Annotated in this window: 27 protein-coding genes; 9 read left to right on the top strand and 18 right to left on the bottom strand. The window is 72.8% G+C overall.

The window, feature by feature from the left end:
• Window positions 1–40: 40 nt before the first annotated feature.
• From ACH4RC_RS26945 to ACH4RC_RS26975, 7 genes are all read right to left on the bottom strand, one after another.
• Window positions 41–544, bottom strand: a complete 504-nt coding sequence (locus tag ACH4RC_RS26945) for a DUF3291 domain-containing protein (protein WP_398205535.1) — start codon at window positions 542–544, stop codon at window positions 41–43.
• Between the two features lie 47 nt (window positions 545–591).
• Window positions 592–1,305 (bottom strand): helix-turn-helix transcriptional regulator, encoded by a 714-nt coding sequence (locus ACH4RC_RS26950; RefSeq protein ID WP_398205537.1) that lies wholly within the window; start codon window positions 1,303–1,305, stop codon window positions 592–594.
• An 87-nt stretch (window positions 1,306–1,392) separates the two neighbouring features.
• On the bottom strand, window positions 1,393–1,593 hold the full coding sequence (locus tag ACH4RC_RS26955; protein WP_398205538.1) for a hypothetical protein: 201 nt from the start codon (window positions 1,591–1,593) through the stop codon (window positions 1,393–1,395).
• A 102-nt stretch (window positions 1,594–1,695) separates the two neighbouring features.
• On the bottom strand, window positions 1,696–2,991 hold the full coding sequence (locus ACH4RC_RS26960) for a cytochrome P450 (protein ID WP_398205539.1): 1,296 nt from the start codon (window positions 2,989–2,991) through the stop codon (window positions 1,696–1,698).
• A 105-nt stretch (window positions 2,992–3,096) separates the two neighbouring features.
• Entirely contained in the window at window positions 3,097–3,909 is an 813-nt protein-coding gene (locus ACH4RC_RS26965) for an SDR family NAD(P)-dependent oxidoreductase (protein ID WP_398205541.1), read from the bottom strand.
• A 103-nt stretch (window positions 3,910–4,012) separates the two neighbouring features.
• Window positions 4,013–4,738, bottom strand: coding sequence for a GAF and ANTAR domain-containing protein (locus ACH4RC_RS26970; RefSeq protein ID WP_398205542.1), 726 nt, complete (start codon window positions 4,736–4,738; stop codon window positions 4,013–4,015).
• Between the two features lie 29 nt (window positions 4,739–4,767).
• Window positions 4,768–5,547, bottom strand: coding sequence for a SigB/SigF/SigG family RNA polymerase sigma factor (locus tag ACH4RC_RS26975; protein WP_398205544.1), 780 nt, complete (start codon window positions 5,545–5,547; stop codon window positions 4,768–4,770).
• Between the two features lie 367 nt (window positions 5,548–5,914).
• Here ACH4RC_RS26975 and ACH4RC_RS26980 point away from each other — a divergent pair, with 367 nt between their 5' ends.
• Window positions 5,915–6,265, top strand: a complete 351-nt coding sequence (locus ACH4RC_RS26980) for a hypothetical protein (RefSeq protein WP_398205546.1) — start codon at window positions 5,915–5,917, stop codon at window positions 6,263–6,265.
• 156 nt (window positions 6,266–6,421) lie between these two features.
• Here the strand turns inward: ACH4RC_RS26980 and ACH4RC_RS26985 are convergent, their stop codons facing one another.
• On the bottom strand, window positions 6,422–6,784 hold the full coding sequence (locus tag ACH4RC_RS26985) for an STAS domain-containing protein (protein ID WP_398205548.1): 363 nt from the start codon (window positions 6,782–6,784) through the stop codon (window positions 6,422–6,424).
• A 59-nt stretch (window positions 6,785–6,843) separates the two neighbouring features.
• On the bottom strand, window positions 6,844–7,086 hold the full coding sequence (locus ACH4RC_RS26990) for a DUF6480 family protein (protein WP_398205550.1): 243 nt from the start codon (window positions 7,084–7,086) through the stop codon (window positions 6,844–6,846).
• Between the two features lie 150 nt (window positions 7,087–7,236).
• Between ACH4RC_RS26990 and ACH4RC_RS26995 the strand changes: the two genes are divergently transcribed.
• Window positions 7,237–8,046 carry an SDR family oxidoreductase gene (locus ACH4RC_RS26995; protein WP_398205552.1) on the top strand — a complete coding sequence of 270 codons (810 nt, stop codon included), beginning with the start codon at window positions 7,237–7,239 and terminating at the stop codon, window positions 8,044–8,046.
• Between the two features lie 121 nt (window positions 8,047–8,167).
• Here the strand turns inward: ACH4RC_RS26995 and ACH4RC_RS27000 are convergent, their stop codons facing one another.
• Together ACH4RC_RS27000 and ACH4RC_RS27005 are read right to left on the bottom strand one after the other, a co-directional pair.
• Complete coding sequence (locus ACH4RC_RS27000; protein WP_398205553.1) at window positions 8,168–8,530, bottom strand: DUF6479 family protein; 363 nt, start codon at window positions 8,528–8,530, stop codon at window positions 8,168–8,170.
• 90 nt (window positions 8,531–8,620) lie between these two features.
• Complete coding sequence (locus ACH4RC_RS27005; protein ID WP_398205555.1) at window positions 8,621–9,325, bottom strand: GAF domain-containing protein; 705 nt, start codon at window positions 9,323–9,325, stop codon at window positions 8,621–8,623.
• 206 nt (window positions 9,326–9,531) lie between these two features.
• Here ACH4RC_RS27005 and ACH4RC_RS27010 point away from each other — a divergent pair, with 206 nt between their 5' ends.
• On the top strand, window positions 9,532–10,272 hold the full coding sequence (locus tag ACH4RC_RS27010) for an alpha/beta hydrolase (protein WP_398205557.1): 741 nt from the start codon (window positions 9,532–9,534) through the stop codon (window positions 10,270–10,272).
• 17 nt (window positions 10,273–10,289) lie between these two features.
• Here the strand turns inward: ACH4RC_RS27010 and ACH4RC_RS27015 are convergent, their stop codons facing one another.
• A complete protein-coding gene (locus tag ACH4RC_RS27015) occupies window positions 10,290–11,384 on the bottom strand; it encodes a glutamate--cysteine ligase (RefSeq protein ID WP_398205559.1) in 1,095 nt (364 codons plus the stop codon).
• 109 nt (window positions 11,385–11,493) lie between these two features.
• On the opposite strand from ACH4RC_RS27015, the gene ACH4RC_RS27020 reads away from it, so the two are divergent.
• Window positions 11,494–12,960 carry an aminotransferase class I/II-fold pyridoxal phosphate-dependent enzyme gene (locus tag ACH4RC_RS27020; RefSeq protein ID WP_398205561.1) on the top strand — a complete coding sequence of 489 codons (1,467 nt, stop codon included), beginning with the start codon at window positions 11,494–11,496 and terminating at the stop codon, window positions 12,958–12,960.
• Window positions 12,961–12,984: 24 nt separating this feature from the next.
• Here the strand turns inward: ACH4RC_RS27020 and ACH4RC_RS27025 are convergent, their stop codons facing one another.
• Window positions 12,985–14,166, bottom strand: a complete 1,182-nt coding sequence (locus ACH4RC_RS27025; protein ID WP_398205778.1) for an amidohydrolase — start codon at window positions 14,164–14,166, stop codon at window positions 12,985–12,987.
• Window positions 14,167–14,385: 219 nt separating this feature from the next.
• On the opposite strand from ACH4RC_RS27025, the gene ACH4RC_RS27030 reads away from it, so the two are divergent.
• The gene (locus tag ACH4RC_RS27030; protein WP_398205563.1) at window positions 14,386–15,768 is read left to right on the top strand and encodes a hypothetical protein; all 1,383 of its coding nucleotides are present in this window, start codon (window positions 14,386–14,388) and stop codon (window positions 15,766–15,768) included.
• Window positions 15,769–15,962: 194 nt separating this feature from the next.
• Complete coding sequence (locus ACH4RC_RS27035) at window positions 15,963–16,466, top strand: pyridoxamine 5'-phosphate oxidase family protein (RefSeq protein WP_398205565.1); 504 nt, start codon at window positions 15,963–15,965, stop codon at window positions 16,464–16,466.
• Here ACH4RC_RS27035 and ACH4RC_RS27040 read toward each other — a convergent pair.
• A complete protein-coding gene (locus ACH4RC_RS27040) occupies window positions 16,463–17,086 on the bottom strand; it encodes a TetR/AcrR family transcriptional regulator (RefSeq protein ID WP_398205566.1) in 624 nt (207 codons plus the stop codon). The genes ACH4RC_RS27035 and ACH4RC_RS27040 overlap by 4 nt on opposite strands.
• A 61-nt stretch (window positions 17,087–17,147) precedes the next feature.
• Between ACH4RC_RS27040 and ACH4RC_RS27045 the strand changes: the two genes are divergently transcribed.
• On the top strand, window positions 17,148–18,002 hold the full coding sequence (locus ACH4RC_RS27045; protein WP_398205568.1) for a class I SAM-dependent methyltransferase: 855 nt from the start codon (window positions 17,148–17,150) through the stop codon (window positions 18,000–18,002).
• Window positions 18,003–18,417: 415 nt separating this feature from the next.
• Here ACH4RC_RS27045 and ACH4RC_RS27050 read toward each other — a convergent pair whose 3' ends face one another.
• The 4 genes from ACH4RC_RS27050 to ACH4RC_RS27065 form a co-directional block, all read right to left on the bottom strand.
• A complete protein-coding gene (locus tag ACH4RC_RS27050) occupies window positions 18,418–18,756 on the bottom strand; it encodes a DUF6233 domain-containing protein (protein WP_398205569.1) in 339 nt (112 codons plus the stop codon).
• A gap of 79 nt (window positions 18,757–18,835) precedes the next feature.
• Window positions 18,836–19,816 (bottom strand): TAXI family TRAP transporter solute-binding subunit, encoded by a 981-nt coding sequence (locus tag ACH4RC_RS27055; protein WP_398205571.1) that lies wholly within the window; start codon window positions 19,814–19,816, stop codon window positions 18,836–18,838.
• Window positions 19,813–21,210: a sensor histidine kinase gene (locus ACH4RC_RS27060; RefSeq protein WP_398205573.1), complete on the bottom strand. Its 1,398-nt coding sequence runs from the start codon at window positions 21,208–21,210 to the stop codon at window positions 19,813–19,815. Before ACH4RC_RS27060 ends, ACH4RC_RS27055 begins: the two co-directional genes overlap by 4 nt.
• A gap of 11 nt (window positions 21,211–21,221) precedes the next feature.
• Window positions 21,222–21,890: a response regulator transcription factor gene (locus ACH4RC_RS27065; protein WP_398205574.1), complete on the bottom strand. Its 669-nt coding sequence runs from the start codon at window positions 21,888–21,890 to the stop codon at window positions 21,222–21,224.
• A 208-nt stretch (window positions 21,891–22,098) separates the two neighbouring features.
• Between ACH4RC_RS27065 and ACH4RC_RS27070 the strand changes: the two genes are divergently transcribed.
• Both ACH4RC_RS27070 and ACH4RC_RS27075 read left to right on the top strand, forming a co-directional pair.
• Entirely contained in the window at window positions 22,099–23,124 is a 1,026-nt protein-coding gene (locus ACH4RC_RS27070; RefSeq protein ID WP_398205576.1) for an amidohydrolase family protein, read from the top strand.
• 38 nt (window positions 23,125–23,162) lie between these two features.
• Window positions 23,163–24,083: an amidohydrolase family protein gene (locus ACH4RC_RS27075; RefSeq protein ID WP_398205578.1), complete on the top strand. Its 921-nt coding sequence runs from the start codon at window positions 23,163–23,165 to the stop codon at window positions 24,081–24,083.
• Window positions 24,084–24,132: the final 49 nt, after the last annotated feature.

Raw genomic sequence — 24,132 nt, forward strand, 5'->3', positions numbered from 1 at the left:
CCACCGCTCCGCTCGCCGGCGACGAACCCGTGCCGGCCTGTCAGGCGGTCACCCGCTCGACACCTTCCGCCGGACGAAGACCGGCCTCCTCCGCCGAGTAGGAGGAGGCGAAAGTGAACGCCGCAGGGGTAGGACCGTCCGCCCGCAGGGTCGCCAACCGGTCCAACGCCTCGTCGACGGTGGGGATATGACCGGCCGGGACCCACCAGAGCACCAGATGCGCCCGCAGGTGCCGGTCGAACCATTCGCGCCGGCGTCGCATCACCTCAAGGTGTCCGCTGCGGTAGGTGAAGTCCCACAGCGCCTCCTGGCTCTCCCACACCGAGAGGTTGACGACGATGTCCTCACCCGCGGGGCGCAGGCCCGTGGCGTCCTTCTCCCCGTCGGCCACGAGCCGCCACACGAAGCCGGGTGCGGCGTCGGCGTCGGCGTTGATCGGGTCGAGCTGCTCGACGAACTCCGCCATGCGCGGGTCCTCGAAGGCGTGCCGCAGGGTGACGACATTCAATTCGGCCAGGTGGAAGGCGCGTTGGGGTGAGGTCATGGCGCCATCCCAACATGACACCTCTTCTATGTCAACGAACGTTGTTTTTAGAGTTCGCGTTCGGAGCCTTTCAGGATCACGGAACCTCGCAGAACCGCTGAGCCTTCCAGAACCACGCAGCACTCCCCCGGCCGGGCGTCCATTCGCGCCGCCACCGGACCGTCGCCGATCAGCCCTTCCAGCAGCGCGAGATTCATGCCGCAGACGAGTGGCGGAAAGCGTTCGGCGACCGCGTGGAAAGGACAGTTGCGCATACGTACGACGCGCGGGCCCGCACCGTCGCCGTCTTCGTCGGCGCTCTCCAGGTGCGGCGCGTAACCCCGGGCGGCCAGCACCCCCATGGCCTCCTCCAGGTTCCCGCAGGGGGCCGCCGATCCACGGTCGGCCTCGCCCCGTCGCCGGGCCGTCGCGAAAAGCCGGGTGTCCAGGCCCGCCTCCTCGGCGGCTTCCGCGAGCAGTTCGGCTGCGGTGCGGTAGTCGCGGGCGGGCAGCGACACCGACCGCTCGGCGCGGGCGGGCGAGTAGACCTTGGCGGGGCGGCCCGCGCCGGGCCCCGAACGGCCGGTCAGGCGGCGGCTGCCGCTGTCCAGCAACCCGACCTCGGCGAGCTTGTCCAGGTGGTGCGCGGCCAGGGTCCGCGCCACACCGACCGCCTCGGCCGCCTCGTTGCGGCCGACCTCGCGCCCCTGCTCCACCACGTACTCGTACAGGCGACGCCGCACCGAATCCTGCAGGGCCGCGATCGCTTCGATGTCTTCCACCCGGCCAGTCTAAGAACAACGCGGGTTGGCGGTAGAGACGGGAGGAGCCCCTGCCCCGGGTCGAAACGGGGCAGGGGCCTCCGGCTCTCAGGCCGGGTGGTCCGGCTGCTGCTCGGGAGGCGTGCCGCCGCCCTTCCCACCGCCCTTGCCGCCGCGATCCGTACCGTGTGCGTGCCCGCGACCGCCGTTCACGCCGGTGGGCTGGGCCGCCTTTCGGGCTTCGCTGTCCTGCGGCGTGCCCGCTCCCTTGTCGCTGCGCCGCAGCTCGGGCTGTTGCGGATTCGACATCGGCTTCCTCCTTGCGTCACATGTGCTGGAGATATCTGCTGTCACATGTGGTCGGGGACACGTGCTGAGACCCGGGTGACACGTATGCGCTGTCCGAAACGTTCAGGGCGTGCGCACCTGGATGAGCATTCCGCTGCGCGGGCGCGTGGGGATGCGGTTCAGCGGGATGGTGAGGTCCTGCGGCGGCACCCGGTATTCGAGGGCGGCCAAGCGCTGAGCGAGCGTCTCCAGGATGCCCACGGTCATGGCCTCGCCGGGGCAGCGGTGTCCGGTCCGCGCGTCCGCGCCGCCCTGCGGGATCAGTTCGTCACGGGCGGGCGGGTGGTCGAGGAAGCGTCCGGGACGGAAGGCGTACGGGTCCTTGTAGAGCCGTTCGTCATGGTTCTGGCCGTAGACGTCGAGGAGGACGAGACCGCCCGCGGGGACGGTACGGCCCTGCCAGGTCAGGTCGGTGACGGCCTGCCCGCCCAGGAAGGGCGCGAAGGGGTAGAAGCGGCGGACCTCGTGCGCGAAGGCGGTGGCGAACGCCGTGTCGCCCGACCGGAGCCCCGACGCGAGCCGTTCCCGGTTCTCGGGCCGGCGGTGCAGGGCGTGGGCGGCGAACGCGACGAACCAGCTCAGCGCCACCGTCGGGCGGATGACGTTGAGGAGTTCCACTGCGGCGACCCGGGGCGCCAGCACGTCCCCGGCCGCGGAGTCGCCCGCGGTCTCGCCCGACATGTCGCCGGACGTGTCGCCGGACGTGTCCCGGTGGCGGCAGACCCGGTCGAGCACCGAACCCGGCGGCGCCTCCACCACACCGGACCTGACGGCCTCGATCAGGCCGGCGAACCGCTTCTCCTGGCGGGTACGGGCCCGCCGCGCCCGGAAGTGGCGAGGCCCGGCCGTCGCGAAACCGTCGACCATCGCCGACAGGTCCCGCGCCAGTTGCTCCTCGTCGCCCTCGGCGAGCGGGACACCTGCCCACCGGCAGACCCCCGTCGTGATCACCCGGGCGACGGCGTCGAAGAGCACCACCTGCGGCCGCGCGGCCCAGCGCGGGACCGCTTCGTCCCAGGCGGCCACGATGTGCTCGGCCGCGCCCGTCACCGCGTCGTCCTCGAGCAACGGCAGGAAGAACGCCTTACGCGACCGGTGGGCGTCGCCGTCCAGGGTGTGGACGGCGCCGTGGCCGAAGAGGGTGCTGAGGACCGGGCCGGGCAGCGCCCCGTGTCGCCGGACGTGCTGTTCGTCGTAGAAGAAGCGGACCGCCTCGGGGCCGCGCACGGCCAGCGCCGGTTTGCCGAGGACGCGCAGGTTCAGCGCGGTGTCGTTCTCGGCGCGCAGCAGATCGGGCAGCCAGGCGTACCCCTCGGTCAACAGGGCCAGGGACTCGGGAACCAGTCGGTGGGGACTCATGTGTCCGGAGTGCCCAGAACACCCTGCGTAACACGGATGGCACGAATGCCACGGGCGACGCAGCTGGCACAGTGACACGAGTGCACCTGCGCGGCACGGCTCTCGTCACTTCGTGGGCCCGTGCCCATCGTCGGGGCCGGTGCCGGGCTCCGCCATCCTTCGGTGGGCGGCCGCCTTGACCCCGTCGGGCACGACCTTTCCGGCCAGCTCCTGCGCCTTGGTCATCAGCGAGCCGGTGACGACCTTCTGCTCACCCTTGACGATCGCCTCGTACGCCTGCCCGGCCACCTGCGCGGGATCGTCCTTCTTCATGGCGCCCATCCGGGTGTCGTCCGCCATGCCCGCCCTCCGGAAGAAGTCCGTCTCCGTCGCTCCGGGCATGAACGAGGTGACCGTCACGTCGGTGTCCTTCACCTCCTCGGCCAGCGCCTGGGCGAAGGACTGCACGAACGACTTGGACGCGTTGTAGACGGGCTGGAAGGAGCCGGGTGTCGTCGCCGCGACGGACGAGGTGAAGGCGAGGCGGCCGGTGCCGCGCGCCACCATGGCCCGCAGCAGCGTCTTGGCCAGCCGGACGGTCGCGGTGACGTTGAGGTCGATGACCGCCTGGTCGTCGGCGAGGTCGGTGTCGACGAAGGCGCCGCCGTGCCCCACCCCGGCGTTGAGCACGGCCACGTCGACCGTCAGCTCGCCGAGCGCGTCGAGGAGCCGGTAGCGCCCCTCGGACGTGCGCAGATCGGCCCGCACGACGCGTACCTCGGCGCCGGTCTCCCGCAGGTCCCGCGCCGCGGGCTCCAGCCGTTCGTCCTCGGCGTTCACCACGAGGTCGTAGCCGTTCCGGGCGAACTGCCGGGCCAGTTCGCGGCCGATTCCGCTGGAGGCGCCGGTGATGAGGGCGAGTGGCCGTGTTTCAGTCATGGCCTACGGGTAACCGCCGAGGCCCGGGCCAAGCCCGTGACGCCCGTAGCTTCACCCGCGCCGCCGCGTCCGTGCGCGCCGGCCGGGCGAACACCGCTGCGCGTCAGCCCTGGCGCCGGAGTTCCGGTTCCGTCGGCGGGCGGCCGGTGACGTTGGTGACCAGCTGGGTGCAGAGGTCCCGGAGCTTGATGTTGCGGTGCTGGGAGGCGGAGCGCAGGATGCCGAACGCCTCGTCCGCGGTGCAGTGGCGCTGGCCCATGATGATGCCGAGGGCCTGGTCGATGACGCTGCGCGAGCGCATGGCGGTCTGCATCTGGCCGGCGAACTCCTCGGCGTCGGTGAAGCGCTGCGCCAGGGCGATGCCGCCGGTGGCCTGGGCGGCCAGGGAGCGCAAGGAACCGAGGTCTGCGTCGGCGAACCCGTCGGGCGGGGCCGCGTAGAGGTTGAGCGCGCCCGCGGTGTCGGTGTGGGCGGCGATCGGGAGCGAGAGGGACGAGCGGATGCCGCAGGACACGGCGTAGGCCGGATACTCGTCCCAGCGGTGCTCGTGCAGCATGTCGCGGACGGCCACCTCCTCGGCGGTGCGCAGCGCCTGCAGGCAGGGGCCGTCGTCCTGCCCGTACTGCTTCTCGTCGAGCTTCGCCGCCACGGTTCCCTCGCTGACCACCGTGAGCGGGCGGCTGTCCGGTTCCAGCGTCACTCCCACGCCCTCGCAGGCGGCCAGTTCGAGCGCGGCGTCGGCCAGCGTCCGGAGGAAGCCCTCCAGCGAGTCGAGGTCGAGGAGCCACTGGGTGATGTGGCTGCTGTCGTAGGTACCGCCGGTGCTCATGGGTCGTCCCTTCACGCACGGCTGATGCGTCACGCGACGGCGCGGTCGCGGACGCGGGCGCAGCTGTGGCTGATCAAGCGGGAGATCTGCATCTGCGAGACGCCGATCTTCTCGGCGATCCGGGCCTGGGTCATGTCCTCGAAGTAGCGCAGGTACAGGATGTGGCGTTCCCGCTCGGGCAGGGCGCGCAGCCCCGCCTTGGCGGCCTCGCGCGCCTCGATGCGGTCGTACGCGGCCTCGACGTCGCCCAGGGTGTCGGCCAGGCTGAACCCGTCGCCCTCCTCCTGGCCGGAGGCGGTCGCGGCGTCCAGGGAGAGGGCGCGGTAGCTGTCGAGCGCCTCCATCCCGGCGCGGACCTCGTCGAGCGTCAGCTGCGCCCCGGTGGCGATCTCCTCCAGTGCGGGCTCGCAGGTGCGTCCGGGCTGTTCCAGCAGTTCCCGGCGGGCGACGCGGACTTTGTTGCGCAGCTCCTGGACCCGGCGCGGGACACGGACGTCCCATCCGTGGTCGCGGAAGTGGCGGCGTATCTCCCCGGTGATGGTCGGCACGGCGTACGCCTCGAAGGCGCCCTGCGCGGGGTCGTAGCGCTCGACGGCCTTGACCAGACCCATCGCGGCGACCTGCTGGAGGTCCTCCAGGTTCTCGCCGCGGTCCTTGAACCGGCCGGCGATGCGGTGGGCCAACGGGAGCCACGCGGTCACCAGTTCCTCCACGAGGAGGTCCCGCTCCCGTCCCGCGGGCGCGGCGACGAGCCGGACGAACGCCGCCGCGGTGTCGGGAGCGTCGGTGTGGGGGCGGCAGCTGGCCATCGGGTGCTCCATTCGTACGGGTGATGTGACCGCGGGAAGCGGTCCCCCGTGACGACAGGCATCCGGATCGACCAATCCCGCAATGCGCCTGTTGTCCCAAGCACTCAGAAACCGGCTGCCCTGCGCCTCTGCCGACAAACAGACACCGGAGGAACAGACACCGGAGGAAAGGGCACACAGCCCGGCCGCGCCACCTTGCGGCGCCCTTCGGGCTGTCTGCCGTATGTCGAGCATCGCCATACGTACGTGTCACCGCATCTCGGGACACGTGTCACGGGCGAGGGGCGGGCACCGGGCACCCGCACGGCCGTGCCGGGACCTGCATCGTCCTGTTGCGGCCCCGTGCGCATCGGGTTAGCGGTATGCCATGACCAGCAAAGCTGACCTCATCCCCGCCCCGGCCGATCTGATCACCGAGGCGTGCGAGCTCCTGGAGTACGGGAGCCGCAAGGACTGCGCGGACTCCCGCTCCCTGCTCGACACCTTGCGGCAGGCCCGCCAGGACTACTCCGACCGTCCGGCCCTGCCGCTCCCGGCCTCCCTGCTGCACCGGCTCCAGCAGACCCTGCTCACTTTGTGCTTCCACGCGGGTGTGGACTTCCCGCCCGGCGAGAAGGTCGTCCGCTTCAGCCGCAGCGCCGATCACTTCCGCGTGCTCCTGCACACCACCGCGACACACGATGAGGACACCGACACGTACGTCACACATCTGGCGTAACCCGGCGCGAGTGCGAGAATAGGTGTGGGGCCCGGCCCGTTGGTCGCGGCCCCACCAGCTTGCTCACCCGGGGTGTCCGGCGCTCGTGGTCCGGGCGGGATCGTCGCCTGGGACAGTGACACGCGCGCCGCTTCCGCCGGGCGGGCCGCGCGACGCTCAGGCGAGGGCGGTCTCCGCGTCCGGGTAGAGGTCGATGACGCTGTCGATGCCCACGATCTGCAGGATGCGGAGCACGTTGGCGCCGACCCCGGCCAGCCGCAGCCAGCCCCCGGCGTCGACGGCTCTGCGGTGGGCGCGCAGCAGGATGTTCAGGCCGGCGGAGTCCATGAAGGTCACGGAGGTCAGGTCGACGACGAGGTGCGGGACGCGGCCCGCCAGGGCCTCCACCGCGGCCTCGCGCAGGGGCGCGCCCGTCTCGTGGTCGATCTCCCCGCTCACCGTGATGACGCGGGCTTCGCCCCGGACCGTGGTGGCGACCCTGAGCCGCCCTGCTGCTGTCCTGTCACTGATCTCCGGCACGGTTTCCTCTGGGGCGGCTGCGGCATCCTGTCCGGACACGCTACCTGCTCACGGTCGGGTCACAGCAGCAGGACCAGCGCATACGCGAGGAAGAACGCCGCGATCAGCACCGCGACGACGATGATCGCCGTCAGGGGGCCCTTCGCCCAGCCCTTCGTCGGATTGTGCGTCTCCCGGGGGCCGGCCCCCGGCATGCTGCTCTCGGCGGGCGGGGTCTCCCCCGGCGGCACGCTCCCGCCGGGCTCGAGCCCTGTGGAGCTGCGGGGGTCCGGATCCGGGTCCGAGGAGTGGGATGGGGTCATGCGTCCCAAGTTCCCACGACACGCCAGGACTCACCTCCGGTCCCGGTGCGATGCGAGATCGCGCGGCACGGTTGGGGGTGGGTGTCCGCGGACACCCGCGAGTGCACGCGGCCCGACCGGGCGCGGGAACGCCGTACGCGAGGAGCCTCCATGACCGCCCCCACCGCTTCCACCGATCGAGTGGCCGTCGTCACCGGCGCGGACTCCGGCATCGGCCGGGCCACGGCCGTCCGGCTCGCCGGGGCCGGGATGGACATCGGCATCACCTGGCACAGCGACCAGGAAGGCGCCGAGAGGACGGCGGAAGAGGTGCGCGGCCACGGTCGCCGCGCGGCCGTCGCCCGGATGGACCTGACCCGGCTGCCCGACGCCGCGACGGTCGTCGACGACCTCGCGGAACAGCTCGGCAGGCTCGACGTCCTCGTCAACAATGCCGGTACGGGAACGGCGACGCCCTACCTCGACCTGCGGCACGAGGACGTGACGCGCGTGCTCGACGTGGACCTCGTCGGCCCGTTCCTGTGCGGTCAGCACGCCGCGCGTCGCATGATCCGGCAGGGTGGGGGCGGCCGCATCGTCAACGTGACCTCGGTGCACGAGCACCAGCCCCGGGTCGGCGCGGCCCCGTACTGCGCCGCCAAGGCCGGGCTCGGGCTGCTGACGCAGGTGATGGCGCTGGAGCTGGCGGAGTACGGGATCACCGTCAACGCCGTCGCGCCCGGCGAGATCGCCACCCCCATGACCGGGCAGGAGGACACGGACGTGCACGGCGAGAGCAGGCCCGGCATCCCGCTCGGCCGGCCCGGTGACGCGCGCGAGGTCGCCGCCGTCATCGCTTTCCTGGCGGGCCCCGACGCCTCGTACGTGACCGGCTCCTCCTATGTGGCCGACGGCGGGATGCTGCGGATGGGGCCGCAGGCCGGTTCGCACCTGCGCAGTGGCGAATGGCGGCGCCCCTGACGCCGCCGGGCGGCCACGGCCCGCATTCCGGCAGGGCCGCGCCTCGACGCCGGGGAGCCATCCGCACCGATGAATGGCGTCAGCCTCTGGGGCCGCCTATTCGGAACTTCTCGACTTCTCGTCAGCTGCCGAACCCGCCGCTGCCGAAGCTGCTGTTGTTGCCTTTCCGGTGGTCCTCGGGATCCTGCGACGCGCTCTTGTGCGTACTCGATGTGCCATAGCCGCCCTTGAGCTCGTGCGGGAGGAGCCGGCCACCGTCCTGCGGCACCTCATCGGGGTCGCGGTACTCCTGCACCTCTCCGACCGGGCCGCCGTCGGGCAGGTGCGGCTGTTCCTCCGGCGTGGGTCGGCGCGACTCACGATTCTGAATACGGCGGCCCAGGATAAAGGCGCCGATCAGGACGAGGACGACTACAATGCCCGCAATCCACATCAGCAAAGCCGCCGACGACGACACGGCCAGTTCCCACTCAGTTTTCTCCATGGCTGTGTTGTACCCGCCCTGCCGGAAAATTAGCTTCCGCTTACGTCTGCTGGCTCAGCCGCGAATACCGGGGCGAATAGCGAGCGGAAATCATGTCGGTTCGTCGAAGAGGTCGGCGCACACCTGCGGAAGCGGGCGTCCGGTGGCGAACGCGCGTGCCCGCAGCAGGGCCAACGCGTCCGGCACGGCGATGTTGCGGCGCGCGGCCAGCCGCCCGGCCGCCTGCCGGGCCCTCCCCCAGTGGGCGTCGATCACGTCGGACGGCTCCCACGGCAGGGGCTCCGTCCCGCCGAAGTGCCGCAGGGCGCGATCCAGCAGGATGTCGGTGACGCTCCGGGCCGCCGCGAGGGCCTGTGCCATGCGCTGGTCGCCGGGGAGCGCCGGGGTGTGCCGCAGCAGGTCCACGGAGCCGATCGGCTTCCTGGCGCCGGACGGTGTGAGCGGCAACGCCAGGACGAGTGCCACCCGGGGCAGTTCCTCGCGCATCCGGGAGCCGAAGATCGGCCACTCGGTCAGGTACTCGCCCGGGTCCGCGCACACGACCGGTGTCCCGGACTCGGAGGTCGTCATGCACGGCCCTTCCCCCGACTCGTACTGCAGCTCCTCGAGGCGCAGCGCCTCGTCGCCGCTGGCGCACAGCAGCTGACGCGCCTCGGTGTGGGTCATCAGCGACATCGAGGCGCCGTCCATGTCGAGGCTCTCGCACATCGCCCGGCACAGCCGATGCGGCAGACCCGCCTCGTCCCCCGCCGCCGCGGCCCGCTCGATCGACCGCACCACACGCGCAACACTCATGTGCCCCGGGTGCCCCCACCCGTCGCGGTCGAAAACCGCTTGTTGCTCCGTCGCGCCCCCTGCTACGTTTCCGGCGGCCGTGCGAGAGAACGAGGAGGTGGTACCCGTGAACGCTGTATCGACATGGGTGCTCCCCTCCGGGGTCACGGTCGGGCGACAGGTCGTCCGGGAGCGCCGTCCCACGCGCACTCCCGAAAGGCACGACCATGGACTTCACTGCTGAGCGACGCCTCGACGACGGTGTCCTCGAGCGCTCGTTCACCCTCGGCGGGATCCCCGGCATCCTGTGGACGCCCGCGTCGGCGTCCGCGCAGGCGCCTGTGCCGCTGATCCTCCTCGGCCACCCCGCACTCGGCCTGGACACGATGTACCCCCGGCTGGCGGCCCGGGCCGCGCGCTCCGCGGCGGACGGCTTCGCCTCCGCCACCATCGAGCTCCCGGGCAGCGGGGAGCGGCCGCGGTGGCCCGCCGCGGAACAGGCCCGCGCCGCACTGCGCCGGGCCATGGCGGCGGGCGAACCGGTCACCGACGAGATCGTCGACGCCCTGGTCCTCCCGCTCGTCGACGAGGCGGTCCCGGAATGGCAGGGCGCCCTCGACGCCCTGCTGTCGCTGCCCGAGCTCGGCGGCCCGGTCGGTTACTCGGGCGGCGTCATCTCCATCGGCGTACGGCTCGCTGTGGTCGAACCGCGCATCGTGGCCGCCAACCTGTACGCCGGGAGCTTCGTGCCCCGTGCCACGTTCGACGAGGCACGGCAGGTCACCATTCCGCTGCACACCCTTCTGCAGTGGGACGACGAGAGCAACGACCGGCAGGCGGCCCTCGACCTGTTCGACGCCTTCGGATCGGCGGAGAAGACCCTGCACGCCAACATGGGCGGCCACACCGGCGTCCCCGAGTACGCGGGGGACGCGGCGGCGCAGTTCTTCACCCGGCATCTGAGGTAGCGCCGTAGCCGTTCGGCTCAGGTGGCGGTCGTCTCGGTGGTGATCAGTTCGGTCAGGCCGGGGAGGCCGCCCTCGGTGAGGGCGCGGCGCTGGCGGTCTGCCGGGGTCCCCTCCTGGAGGAGGCGGTGCACCAGTGAGGTCACCTCGCGGGTGTCACCCGCCTCCTCCAGGGCCGGGGCGAGGTGGTCGAGCAGCATGCACAGCACGTCGCCCGCCTCGCGTGAGCGGCCGGCCGGGTCCATCAGCCGGCCGCTCAGGCCGTGGCGGGCGGCGTGCCAGTTCATGGCCTGCAGCAGTTCGTGCGGGCACTCGGGGACCGGGGCGCCCTCCTCGTGCTCGCGCAGGGCGGTGGCGACGAGGGCGCGGACGAGTCCGGCGAACATGACCGCCGCGTCGGCGCGGAGCTGCACGTCGGCGCAGCGGATCTCGATGGTGGGGTAGCGCTCGGAGAGGCGTGCCTGCCAGTAGAGCTGGCCGGTGTCCCTGATGGTGCCGGTGTCCAGGAGTGCCTGGACACGGCTGTCGTGGTCGTCGAGCGAGGTGAGGCGCGGCGGGGGTCCGCTGACGGGCCAGCGGCCGAACATCACCGTGCGCCAGCTCGCGAAGCCGGTGTCCTTGCCGTCCCAGAACGGCGAGTTCGCGGACATGGCGACGAGGACCGGCAGCCACACCCGGACGCGGCTCAGGACGGCGACGCCGGTCTCCTTGTCGGGCACGGCCGCGTGCACGTGCGCCCCGTTGACCAGTTGCTCGGCGACGAGCTGCGGCGCCTGGTCGCGCAGGGCCAGGTAGCGGGCGTCGCGCGTCACCGGTACGGGTGTCCGCGCGCGGAACGGCGCGACCCCGGTGGCGGCGAGGCGGCAGCCGTACTTCTCGGCCGCCGTGCCGAGCGCGTGGCGCAGCCGCAGCAGGTGACCGCCGACCTCGTCCAGCTCGGTGCAGACGGGTGTGGCGACCTCGACCTGGGCTTGCAACAGCTCCGCCTGGACCTCGCCGTCCTCGGTCATGGGCCCGAGTCCGGCCGCCGCCCGCACCTGGTCCCCGACGGGGACCGGCAGGCAGGTCTCCGGATCGAGCAGCAGGTACTCTTCCTCGACCCCAACCGTGATCATGCGCCCCGGGTACCCATGGACCAAAGTGATTAATCGGACACCTTCGGGCTGGTCCGCCGCCCGGGACCGCGGGGTTTTTGCCCAGATCACGCGGGGAATCCGGGATGCCATGGACCACTCACAGGCACCTGTGCTCGACGCGCTCGCCGCGTACCACGCCGAGGGCCAGACCCCGTTCACCCCGCCCGGTCACAAGCAGGGGCGCGGCGCCGACCCCCGCGTCCGCGCGGTCCTCGGGGACGCCGTGTTCCACTCGGACATCCTCGCCACCAGCGGCCTGGACGACCGGATGTCCTCCAAGGGCGTGCTCAGCGAGGCACAGGAGCTGATGGCCGACGCCGTGGGCGCCGAGCACACCTTCTTCTCCACCTGCGGCAGCTCCCTGTCGGTCAAGTCCGCCATGCTGGCCGTCGCCGGACCGTACGAGAAACTGCTGGTGGGGCGGGACGCGCACAAGTCCGTGGTCTCCGGTCTCGTCCTCGCGGGCATCGTGCCGGTCTGGGTCGACCCCACGTGGGACCCGGAGCTCCACCTCGCCCACCCGCCGTCGGCCGACGCCTTCCGCGCCGCCCTCGCCGAGCACCCCGACGCGCGCGGCGCCCTGGTCACCACGCCGACGCCGTACGGGACCTGCTCCGACCTCGCCGCCATCGCGGAGGCCTGCCACGAGCGCGGGGTGCCACTCATCGTCGACGAGGCGTGGGGCGCCCACCTCCCCTTCCACCCGGACCTGCCGACCTGGGCCATGGACGCGGGCGCCGACGTGTGCGTCACCTCCGTGCACAAGATGGGCTCGGGGCTGGAACAGGGCTCGGTCTTCCACCTCCAGGGCGACCTGATCAAGCCCGAGGTGCTCAAGAGCCGCGAGGACCTCCTCGGCACGACCAGCCCCTCCGTGCTCCTGTACGCGGCGCTCGACGGCTGGCGCCGCCAGATGGTGGAGCACGGCCGCGCGCTCTACGACGACACGCTCGCCCTCGCCGGCACGGTCCGGGCCCGCATCGGCGACATCCACGGCATGCACGTCCACGGCCGCGACGACTTCTGCGGGCCCGGCCGCGCACACGACCTCGACCCGCTGCAGATCACCGTCGACATCACCGGACTGTCCACCACGGGCTACCGGATCGCCGACCGGCTGCGCGAGCGCCACCACGTCAACATGCACCTGTCCGACCACCGCCGCACCAGCGCCCAGCTCACCCACGCGGACGACGCCGACAGCACGGAGAAGCTGATCAGCGCGCTGCTCGACGTCGCCACCCACGCCGAGGAACTGCGCCCCGCCGAGCAGATGTACGTGCCCGACCCCGGCTCGCTCCGGCTGGAGCAGGTCATGCTCCCGCGCGACGCCTACTTCGGGCGCGTCGAGCACGTGCCGTGGGACAAGGCCGCCGGCCGTGTCACCGCCGAGATGCTGACGCCCTACCCGCCCGGCATCCCGGCGGCGCTCCCCGGCGAGCGGCTCGACCGGGACGTCCTGCGCTACCTGCGCGAGGGCGTGCGCGCCGGGATGGTCGTGCCGGACGCGGCCGACACGGAGGTCAGGACCGTGCGCGTGGCGGTCGAGGACTGACCTCCGCACGGGCGCGCGGGCGGTTCACAGGCCCTCGGCCGCCTTCTCCCCGAAGAGGGCCCAGGCCCGGTCCCGCACCTCCGTACGGAGCAGTACGTCCGCCGCGGTGCAGGCCAGCGCCTCCGCCGAGGCCAGCATCACGGCACGGCCGCGCGGACCGGCCGCCGCCCGCGCGAACTCGGGTGTGTGGTCGGAGTTCTCCGAACCCGTGATCGCCACGAACGGGTGGATCGCGGGCACCCGCGTGCTGACGTTGCCGATGTCGGACGAGCCGAGGTAGATACCCGGCGTGGGCTGCGACAGGGTGATGCCGGAGCGCTGAAGGTGGTACGCGAACGCCCCCGACAACACCTCGTTGTCCCGGAAGTGTTCATACCTGCCGCCGGCTTCGGCCACCTCCACCGTCGTACGTGTCGCCCCGGCCACACCCTCCGCGCACACCCGTACCTCCTCGATCAGCTCCGCGAGCGCGGTACTCGTACCTCCGCGCAGCCCGAACAGCCCTTCCGCGTACTCGGGCACGATGTTCGTGGCCCGGCCCCCGTCCGTCACGATGCCCTGGACGTGTGAACCCCGGGGCAGCCGCCGGTCCAGTACGCCGAGCGTGTTGAAGAACTGGATGAGCGCGCCCAGCGCGTCGATGCCCTCCGTGGGGTTGCCGGTCGGGTGCGCCGCCCTGCCGTGGAAGCCGATCCGCAGCCGCGCGCTCGCCGTCAGCGGCGCCCAGGCCCAGTCGTACACCCCTGGGTGGAACATCAGCGCCGCGTCGACCCCGTCGAACACGCCCGCCGCGACCTCTGCCACCTTGCCGCCCCCGCTCTCCTCCGCCGGGGTGCCGACGGCGAGGAGGGAGCCGGCCGGCTCGCCGAGCGCGGCCCGCAGCGCCAGGGCCGCGCCCAGACCGGCGGAGGCGATGAGGTTGTGCCCGCACGCGTGGCCCAGGAGCGGCAGCGCGTCGTACTCCATGAGGAGCGCCACCCGCGGGCCCGCGCCCGAACCCGTACGGGCGGCGAAGGCGGTGGGCAGGCCCGCGAGGCCGCGCTCCACCTCGAAACCCTCCCGCTCCAGTTCACCCGCGAGGAGGGTGGCCGCCGCGTACTCCTCGTAGGCGGTCTCCGGCTCGCGGTGCAGCGCGAGGCTCACGTCCCACAGGCGGTCGGCCCGCGCGGCGGCCTCCCGCCGGACGCGGGCGTACACGGACTCCATCGTCGGTGACACGTCGGCCGTCTGGGACACGTCTGACTCCTCGTCTGATCCGGCGCGGCGGTTCGCCGCCCACTCCCCCGTGCTCCCCACGTGTTCCCCCGGGAGATGCAGTACGTACCACCAAGCGGCCGTTCCGGTGGCGGGGCGAAAGAAGCGTGCATACAACGGGATAACGCTCATGCGCGGGGCGAGGAAGCCCGCTGGAATGGAGAAGCGAAGATGGCCGCTGAGTCATATTCCGCCGAGCCCGGGACATCGGGGGCCGGCGACCCCCAGGTCTCGACGCCCGTCCACTGGGGCACCGCTCAAGTCACCGCCCCACCTCCGCCTCCCGCCCCGCCGGCGCCGATGCCGCAGGGGACGCACGTGCGCCCGGTGGGCGCACCACCGGCGTACGCGCCGCAGACCGCCGCGCCCGGTACCGGTGTCGCGCAGGAGAACGCGGCTCCAGTCCCCGCGGCGGAGCCGGTCCCCGCCGCGGAGCCGGTCCCGGTCGCGGAGCCGGTCCCGGCGACGGAGCCCGCTCCCGCGCCGCCCGCCGAGCCGACCGTCGATGCCGACCGCGGCACCCCTCAGGGGTACGTGGCTCAGGTGGCCGCCGAACCGTTCCCCGCGGAGCCGTTCCCCGCGGAGCCCGTCCCCCTGGAGCCGACCCCCGACGCCGACCGCGAAGCCGTCGACAAGCTGCTGCGCATCGCCGTCATGTCGCGGCCCCTGGACGACATCGCCGATCTGGTGTCCCGTCTGGAGCAGATGCCCGACGGTGCGCCGACCGCCGCGTCCGTCCTCCGGCTCGCCGCCGTCGCCCGCCCCGTGGACGACGTCACCCGCCTCGTGGAGCTGCTCGGCCCGCCCGAGTACCCCGCGGACCACATGGACGAGGCGATCCGGCACGCCACCCAGGAGCGGCCCATCCCGGAGGTCACCCGCCTCGTACAGCTGCTCTCCACCGCGACGCACGACCCGCGCACCGGTGCCGAGGCGGTGCACACCGCCGCCACCAGCAGGTCCGTCGAGGACCTGCTCCAGCTCATCAACAACCTGAGCGAGAACAGGCGTGGCGGCGCGCCCGTGGTCGAGGCGACCCCCGTCGTCCCCGCCGAGCAGGCCGCGCCGCCCGCCGAGCCCGCGTACTCCGCGGCCGAGGCGGCATCGGACGCCCCCGGCCGGCGGCAGGAGCAGCAGCGCGGCCCGGCCACTCCCCTGGTCTGGATGCGGCGCGCCGCGGGTGTGCTGATGCTGCTCTGCGCGGCGGCCCACTTCCCGATGGACTGGTCGCACGGGTCGGCGTTCAGCGTCTCCGCGGCGATCGGCATCTCCGCCATCTGCGCCGCGGCGGGCATCGCGCTCTGCGTGAGCCGCTCGCTGTCCGTACCCGTGGCGGCCACCCTGGTGGCTGGTGCGCTCGTCATCGGACACCTGGTCGACAACCGGCTCGGCTTCGACTCGCTCACGCAGGCGCTGCGCCCCGACGGTACTCCGTCGCCGCTCCCCGCCCTGTCGGCGGTCGTCGCCGCGCTCGCCGCGCTGCTCGTCGTGGCGATGACGGTCGCGGGCATGCGCGCCTCGGCCGCCGACCGCTCCCCGGTCGCGCGCGTCTGACCGACCGCCGCGGCTGCCCCGGTCACGGACGACGGGTCCCACGGACCTCGTCCCCGTACCGGGGCAGCGGCGTGTCCGCCATCTGCAGGCAGGGGCCGCACAGGTCGCATAGGCCACACAGGTCGCATAGGTCGCTGGGAGTAGGACCTGCGCCTCAGGCGCGGGCCCCACCCGCCTGTCTAGGGTCGGTCCCCATGGACGACACCACGGGAACCGCCGGCCGCCGGACGACGGCGGAGCGTGTACGCGACACCTTGGAACGGCTCGCCACCGAGCGGGACATGTGGGTGTCGACCGCGCACCCCGACCACGGTCCGCATCAAGTGCCGTTGTGGTTCCTCTGGGACGGGCGGGCCGTGTGGGTGTGCACCGGCGCCGCGTCCGCGACGGCGCGCAACATCCACGCGGAGCCGCGCGTACGCCTGTCGCTGCCGGACACCTTCGACGTCGTACTCCTCCAGGGCGAGGCCGAGAGCTACGTGGACGAGACGGTACCGGCCGACGCGGCGGAGTCGTTCGCGGACAAGTTCGGCTGGGACCCACGCGCGGAGGAGGCGTCATACCTGTACATACGTGTGACCCCCAGGACGGTACGGGCGTGGCGTGGGGAGCCGGAGCTCCGGGAGAGGGTCGTCCTGCGCGACGGGTCGTGGCTGGGGCCTGCCGGCACCGCGCCTCGCTCGTCGGCCGGACGCTAGGAAGGGCGGCGGCGTAGGACGTCGGCGAGGGCTGTCGTCACCAGTTTGCCGACGGTCGCCTCGGTGGGCGGGCCGGGGTCGCGGTCGGCGAAGAGGAGGTGGGCGCCGCCCACCAGTGACAGGGTGAGCGAGTCGACGTCGGCGTCGGCGGCGATGCGGCCGGCCGCGCGCTCCTCGGTCAGGTAGTCGCAGACCGCGGCGGTGACGTGGGAGAGGATCGCCACCCCGCCGCCACCGCTTCCCGCGCCGTCGCCGGGCAGGGCCTGGCGGAGGCGTGCGCGCAGCTCGTCCCGGAATGTGATGAGCGGGATGATCGCGACGACGACGGGCCCGAACAGCGTGGTCAGCGCCCCGGTGAGGTTGTCGGTCACGGTCGCGGTGCCGACGGCCTCGCGCAGCGCCCGCGCCTCGGCCTCGACCTGGGCGGCCCGGTCCAGCACGAGTTCGGCGAGGAAGGTGTCGAAGTCGGCGAAGTGCCGGTGCAGGACGCCTTTGGAGCAGGCCGCCTCGTCGGTGACGGCCCTGCTGGTCAGCCCGTTCGGGCCCGTGCGCAGCAGTACGCGTTCGGCGGCGTCGAAGAGCTGCTGCCGCGCGTCGCGAAGGTGCACTCCGGTCGGCACTCGGGATTCTCCTCTCGTCCGACTCGTTAACAAGTGGGCGCCCGCCCATTAAAGTGAACGCATGCCCATTTTACCGCCGCGAGAGCCGGAACACCCCGGACCGGAGCACCCCGGACCGGAGCAGCCCGAACCGGAGCAGCCCCATCAAGCCCGTCGGACGGCCGAGTCCTTCGGGTCCGACGCGGAACGCTACGACGAGGCCCGCCCCGGCTACCCCGAGGAACTCGTCGCCCGTATCGCCGCCGCGAGCCCGGGTCCGCACGTTCTCGACGTCGGCTGCGGGACGGGCATCGCGGCCCGTCAGTTCCAGGCCGCCGGCTGCACCGTGCTCGGCGTCGAGCCCGACGCGCGGATGGCCGAGCGCGCACGCGCCCGCGGGGTGCGGATCGAGGTGGCGAGCTTCGAGGCGTGGGAGCCGGACGGCCGTCGTTTCGACGCGGTGACCGCCGCCCAGTCGTGGCACTGGGTGGACCCGGCCGTCGGCGCGGCGAAGGCCGCCCGAGTGCTGCGCCCAGGCGGGCTCCTGGCCGTCTTCGGGCACGTCTTCGAGCCGCCTGCCGAAGTGGCCGAGCCGTTCGCGGCCGCCTACCGCCAAGTGGCGCCCGACTCCCCGTTCAGCGGCCAGCCTGCCCGGCGTCCGCCGGCCGTGTACCTGGCCGGGTACGCGAAGATCGCCGACCAGATCCGGGCGGCGGGGCAGTTCGACGCACCGGAACAGTGGCGGTTCGACTGGGAGCGGACCTACACGCGCGACGCCTGGCTGAACCTGCTCCCCACCACGGGCACCCTCACCCGGCTCCGCCCCGGTCAACTGGCCGGGATACTGGAGGCGGTCGGCTCCGCCATCGACGCGCTGGGGGGCCGCTTCACGATGCAGTACATGACGCTGGCCACCACGGCCGTGCGCGCCGGTTAGTTTTCCGGGGCACCTCCACGGTTACCCATGTCCTGTCAGGCAGGACCGGGACCAGCGGGCCACGGCCTCGCCCTCGACAGGCAGGCTGCCGAGCGCTACCGCGTCGGGTGACCGCTCAGCTTGGCGTCCGGGCACTCCCAGCGCTGATGCACATGGCCCGTCCTGGGATCGAACGACCGCTCGTCCATGAGCTCCTTCATCGGGCTTCCGCAGGAAGGACAGAGCGGTGGGACGTCGCAGAAGTCAGGGTTCAAGGGGTTCGGAGAGCTCACGTTACTTACGGGGTTCACGGGGTTCACGGTTCCTCCCGGGTGGATACGCGGTTGCGCGGCGATGCGCTCGGGCCCCCACGACTCCAGGGTGAGCCGCGCCCCAGATCCACGCACCCGGAGCCGGACCCGGGACCGGCCGGGCCCTACTCCAGCACGCCGAGCGCGGTGTCCGGCCGGCAGTGCGGGCACGCGTCGACGCCGCTGTCGAGGGACTGCCGCGCCTGGTCGCGGGTGGCGGCGCGGGACCGTTTGCCCGCCATGTGGCAGCCGCCGATGTGCACGTAGACCGCGTGGCGGCCCTGGAGTCCGCGTTCGACGAGCCAGTCCGGGTCCGGCGGCCGGGCCGCCGCTCCACGGGCGCGTTCCGTCTCACACCGCTCCTCGTCCGCGATCCACCGGTTGGTGCGCGCGAGGTCCTGCTCCTGGACGCGTTTGAGGAAACGCAGCAGGTCGAGGCGGGTAAGCGGCGCACGGTCGGTCACACGTTCGATTCTAGATATGCAGGTGGAGACCGTTCGAAGCGGCCCCGCGCCCGGGGTCCTGGGCCGTCCGCCGTAGCGGCTAGCCGTGCAGCGCGCGGTACGCCGCAGCCGCCCCGGGATGCAGCGCGACGCCCCCGGTTCCGATCAGGCTGCGTACGTCCAGGAACTGGGTGCCCACGGCGTTGCCGGGGACGAGGGAGGTGGCGCGGCGGACCAGCAGGCGGGCCAGCGCCTCGGCCACGTCGCGGTCCAGGTCCGGGCGGCAGACCAGGAGGTTGGAGACGCCGATGGTGGCGACGCCGCCCGCCGTGCGGTAGGCGCCCGGGGGGAACGAGACCTGCTCCAGGCCCGCTCCCGCGCGGCTCTCCGGGCCGCCGAGGCGGGGCAGCAGAGCTGCCAGCGGCAGGAAGCGCAGGCCGGGCCCCTCGTCGAGGCGCTTCAGGGCGGGCAGGGGGACGCCGCCCGCGACGAGCAGCCCGTCGACGGTGCCGGCCGCCATCGCGCGCGCCGCCTCGTTCAGCGGCAGGTGGCGCACGTCGACGTCCGAGGGCGCCGAAAGGCCCGCGGCGCGCAGCAGCCGTCGGCCGAACACGGCGGCACCGGAGCCCGGGGGCCCGAGCGAGACGACGCGGCCGCGCAGGTCGGCCACGCTCCGCACGCCCGCGTCGGCGCGTACGGGGAACTGGAGGTAGGTCTCGTACACCCGGCCGATCGCGCGCAGCGGCACGGGGCGCGGGAAGACGTCGGTGCCCGCCGCGTCCTGGGCGGTGGCGGTCAGGACGAGGGCGAGGTCGGCGCGGCGGTCGCGCAGCAGCCCGATGTTGTCGACGCTGCCCGCGGTGGTGCGGACGCGGCAGTCGAGGCCGGGGTGTTCGGCTGCGAGCTGCTCGGCGAGCAGGTGGCCGAAGGCCTCGTAGAACGCGGTCGGTTCGCCGGTCGCCAGGCGCAGTACGGCGCTGGGGCCGTGCGCACGGGCGGACCCGTCGCCCGCGAGGACGCCCGCCAGGGCGACGGCGGCGGTGGTGCCGAGCGCGGCGCGCAGGGCGGTGCGGCGGTTCACCGGGCACCGTCCGCCGCGTCGGCGCGCGGCAGGACCGCCCGCGCGGACAGGCCGTGGGGTGTGGCGGGGCGCAGCTCCAGGCGGCCGCCGCGGCCTGCGAGGAGTTGCTCGGCGATGGCGAGGCCCAGGCCGGTGCCGGTCGTGCCGGACTGTCGGCCCGAGCGCCAGAACCGTTGCGTGGCCCGGTCGAGCTCCTCTGCGTCCAGGCCCGGACCGTCGTCGGTGACGGCGAGGACGGCCCACGGCCCCTCGGCCGTGCAGCGGAGGGTGATCTCGGCCCCGCCGTATTTGATGGCGTTGTCGAGGAGGACGTCGGTGATCTGGGCCAGTTCGTGCTCCGTGCAAACGGCCGGAGCCGGGCCGGCGGTCCCCACGGTGAGGTGCGCTCCCGCGCGGCGCGCGACCGGTTCCCAGCGCCGGTGCTGCTCGGCGGCGACCGCGGCCGCGTCGCAGGAGACGGCGGGTCCGTCGCCGACGGTCAGCTCTCCGGCGCGGTGCTCGGCCGTGGCGAGGGCGAGCATGTCGTCGAGCAGGGTCTCCAGACGGTCGAGTTCGGTGGTGACTCCGGTGTACGTGCGGTTCGCCGTGGCGGGCAGGTGGGTGTGGAGGGCGTCGACACGGAGCCTGAGGGCGGCCATGGGGTTGCGCATCTGGTGGGAGGTGTCGGCGACGAGGCGGCGCTGCTGTTCGAGGGCGGCGGTGACCGTGCTCGCCATCCGGTTGAACCCGGTGGCCAGCTGGCGCAGCTCGGGCGGGCCCGAGGCCCGGGTGTGCGCGGGCGGCAGTCCGGCGGCGAGGCGGCCCACGGCGCGGTCGAGGCGGCGCAGCGGTCCGACCACCCAGTGGGTGACCGCGCGGGCCAGGGCCGTGCAGCCGACGGCGACCAGTGCGGCGGCGGCGAGGACGGCGGCCCAGCGCCAGGTGATGTCGTTCGCGGCGGTGCGCACGGAGGCGCGCAGGACGACGGCGCCGGAGACGCGGGTACCGGTGCCCGCGGGCTCGGCGAACATCCGGTACCCGCGTGACCAGGGGGTCAACGACCTCGTCGGGTGCGCGGTCTGGTTGCGCAGGGCCGCGTCGATGAGCCGGGACACGGCGGGGTCGGCGGCGCGCATGCCGCCGGTCTCGACGACGGGTTCGTGGCCGGTGTCGGTGACGACCAGCGCCTCTCCGTACAGCCGCGTGTAGCGCCGCGCCTCGGCGGCGAGGCCCGAGACGTCGCCGGTGGTCGCGGCCTGGTCCATGAGCGAGCCGAAGCGGTCGAGGTCGGAGCTGCGGGCGAGCACCAGTTCCTGCGTGCGGTCGGACGCGGTGAAGAAGAGCAGCGGGACGGCGAACGCGGCGACGGTGAGCACCACGAACGCCAGGAGCGCGGCCTGGACCCTCTTGCGCACGCGGCGGTTCCTCAGTCCGCCGCGTCGCCGAACCGGTAGCCGAAGCCGCGGATCGTCGTGAGCAGGTGGGGGCGGTCGAGTTTGGTCCTGAGCTGGGTGAGGTGCACGTCGAGGGAGCGGGAGCGTGCGTGCTGGGCTTCGCCCCACACCTCGTCGAGGACCTGTTCGCGGCTGACGGCCGTACCGGCGCGTGCGGCGAGGACCGCGAGGATGTCGAACTCCTTGGTGGTCAGCTCGATGTCGGTGCCGTCGGCGACGACCCGCCGCGCGTCGAGGTCGATCTCGACGTCACCGGCCCGCACCTTGCGGGCCTCGGGCGCGCCGCGCGCCGCCGAGCGGCGGGTGACGGCGTCGATGCGGGCGAGGAGCTCCGCGAGACGGACCGGTTTGACCAGGTAGTCGTCGGCGCCGAGGCGCAGCCCGCGCACCACCGACCGTTCGTCGCCGCGCGCGGTGAGCACCACGACCGACATGTCGCTGACCGCCCGCAGGGAGCGCAGGACGTCGAGGCCGTCGATGTCGGGCAGCCCCAGATCCAGGAGGAGCAGATCGGATCCGCGGTGGTAGGTCAGCACCTCCCGGCCGTGCCGGACCCGCCGGGTGTCGTGCCCGTGGTCGTAGAGGACTTCGAGGAGCGCGGCGGCCACGCCGTCGTCGTCCTCGGCCAGCAGAATCTGCACGTGCACCACCTCCCATCTGCGATGTCTGTGCGGACACCGCCCGACGAATGTAGACCACGCGGCTGGGAGCGGCGGTCACGGCGGTCGGCGGAGGGCCCCGAATGTTAAGGGACGGTTAGTTCGGTGTGCGGGCCGTCGGCGGGCGGTTCGCACGGGGTGAGGCTGCGGGCGTCGACGACGACGAGCCGGACCCGTAAGGACACCCACCATGATCATCGACTGTCACGGTCACTACACGACCGCGCCGCCCGCCCTCGCGGCCTGGCGCGAGCGGCAGATCGCCTCGCTCACCGACCCCGCCCTCTCCCCCGCCCGTACGGATCTGCGGATCAGCGACGACGAACTGCGCGAGTCCGTCGAACCGAATCAGTTGCGCCTCATGGACGAGCGCGGCATCGACCTGACGGTCTTCTCGCCGCGCGCCTCGTTCATGGCGCATCACGTCGGGGACTTCGCGACCTCGGCGGCCTGGGCGGCGCTCTGCAACGACCTGTGCCACCGGGTCGGCGCGCTGTACCCGGACCGGTTCGCCCCGGCCGCGATGCTGCCGCAGTCCCCCGGCGTCGACCCGGCCACCTGCGTTCCCGAACTCACGCGCTGCGTCGAGGAGTTGGGGGCGGTCGCGGTGAACCTCAACCCGGATCCGTCGGGCGGCCACTGGAGCGCGCCGCCGCTCACCGACCGCTCGTGGTACCCCGTCTACGAGAAGATGGTGGAGTACGACGTCCCGGCCATGATCCACGTCAGTACGAGTGTGAACCCGGCGTTCCACACCACCGGCGCGCACTACCTCAACGCCGACACCACGGCGTTCATGCAGCTGGTGCAGGGCGACCTGTTCCGCGACTTCCCGACCCTGCGCCTGGTCATCCCGCACGGCGGCGGAGCCGTTCCCTACCACTGGGGCCGGTTCCGCGGTCTGGCGATGGCGCTCGGAAAGCCGCCGCTGGAGGAGCACGTGCTCGGCAATGTCTTCTTCGACACGTGTGTGTACCACCAGCCGGGCTCCGACCTCCTCTACGACGTCGTCCCGGCCCGCAACATCCTCTTCGCCTCCGAGATGATCGGCGCCGTCCGGGACATCGACCCGTGCACCGGCCACCACTTCGACGACACGCGGCGCTACGCGGAGGCGTCACACCTGTCCGCGGAGGACCTGGCGGCGGTCCAGGAGCACAACGCCCGCACCGTCTATCCGCGCCTCGACGCCCTGCTGAAGCGACAAGGCCGCTGAGCGCCACGCCCCCTGAGGATCAGCCCGGAGACCAAACCATGCACACACTTTCCCCGAAGACCCCCGGCTGGCTGGACTGGTACCAGAACCCGTCCCGGCCGACGTTCCGACTCCCCGCCGGCGCCGTCGACGCCCACTGTCACGTCTTCGGCCCGCAGGCCGCGTTCCCCTTCGCAGCCGAGCGCAAGTACACCCCGTGCGACGGCGGGAAGGAGCAACTCTTCGCACTGCGCGACCAGTTGGGCATCGCCCGCAATGTGATCGTGCAGGCCACCTGCCACGGCGCGGACAACTCCGCCATGGTCGACGCGGTCCGCGCGGCGGGCGGCCGGGCGCGCGGCATCGCCACCGTCCGTCCGGACGTCGCCGAGTCCGAGCTGCTCGCCCTCGACGCCGCGGGCGTGCGCGGGGTGCGCTTCAACTTCGTACGGCGTCTGGTGGACGCGCCGCCCACGGCCGCGCTCACCACCATCGCGCGGAAGATCGCCCCGCTCGGCTGGCACATCGTCCTGTACTTCGAGAGCGCGGACCTGCCCGAGCTCGAAGGGTTCTTCGGCTCGCTGCCCACACCTCTGGTCATCGACCACATGGGGCGTCCGGACGTCGCCAAGGGCGCCGACGGGCCGGAGTTCAGCCGGTTCCTGCGCTTCGTCGACCGGCACGACGTGTGGGTGAAGGTGACGTGTCCCGAGCGGCTCAGCATCACCGGACCGGCCGCGCTCCACGGCGAGCGGCACCCCTACACCGACGTCGTCCCCTTCGGACGCCGCGTCGTCGAGGAGTTCGGCGACCGGGTGCTGTGGGGCACGGACTGGCCGCACCCCAACCTCACCGACCACATGCCCGACGACGGACTCCTCGTCGACCACCTGCCGCAGGTGGCGGTGGACGAGGAGCAGCAGCGAAGGCTCCTCGTCGACAACCCGATGCGCCTGTACTGGCCCGGCGAGGACGCCTGAACCCTCGCCCCGCCGCACGGCACGCCCAACCATCTGACGAAGGCGTCAC

The sequence above is a fragment of the Streptomyces sp. NPDC016845 genome, from assembly GCF_044332585.1.
Classification (GTDB): Bacteria; Actinomycetota; Actinomycetes; order Streptomycetales; family Streptomycetaceae; genus Streptomyces.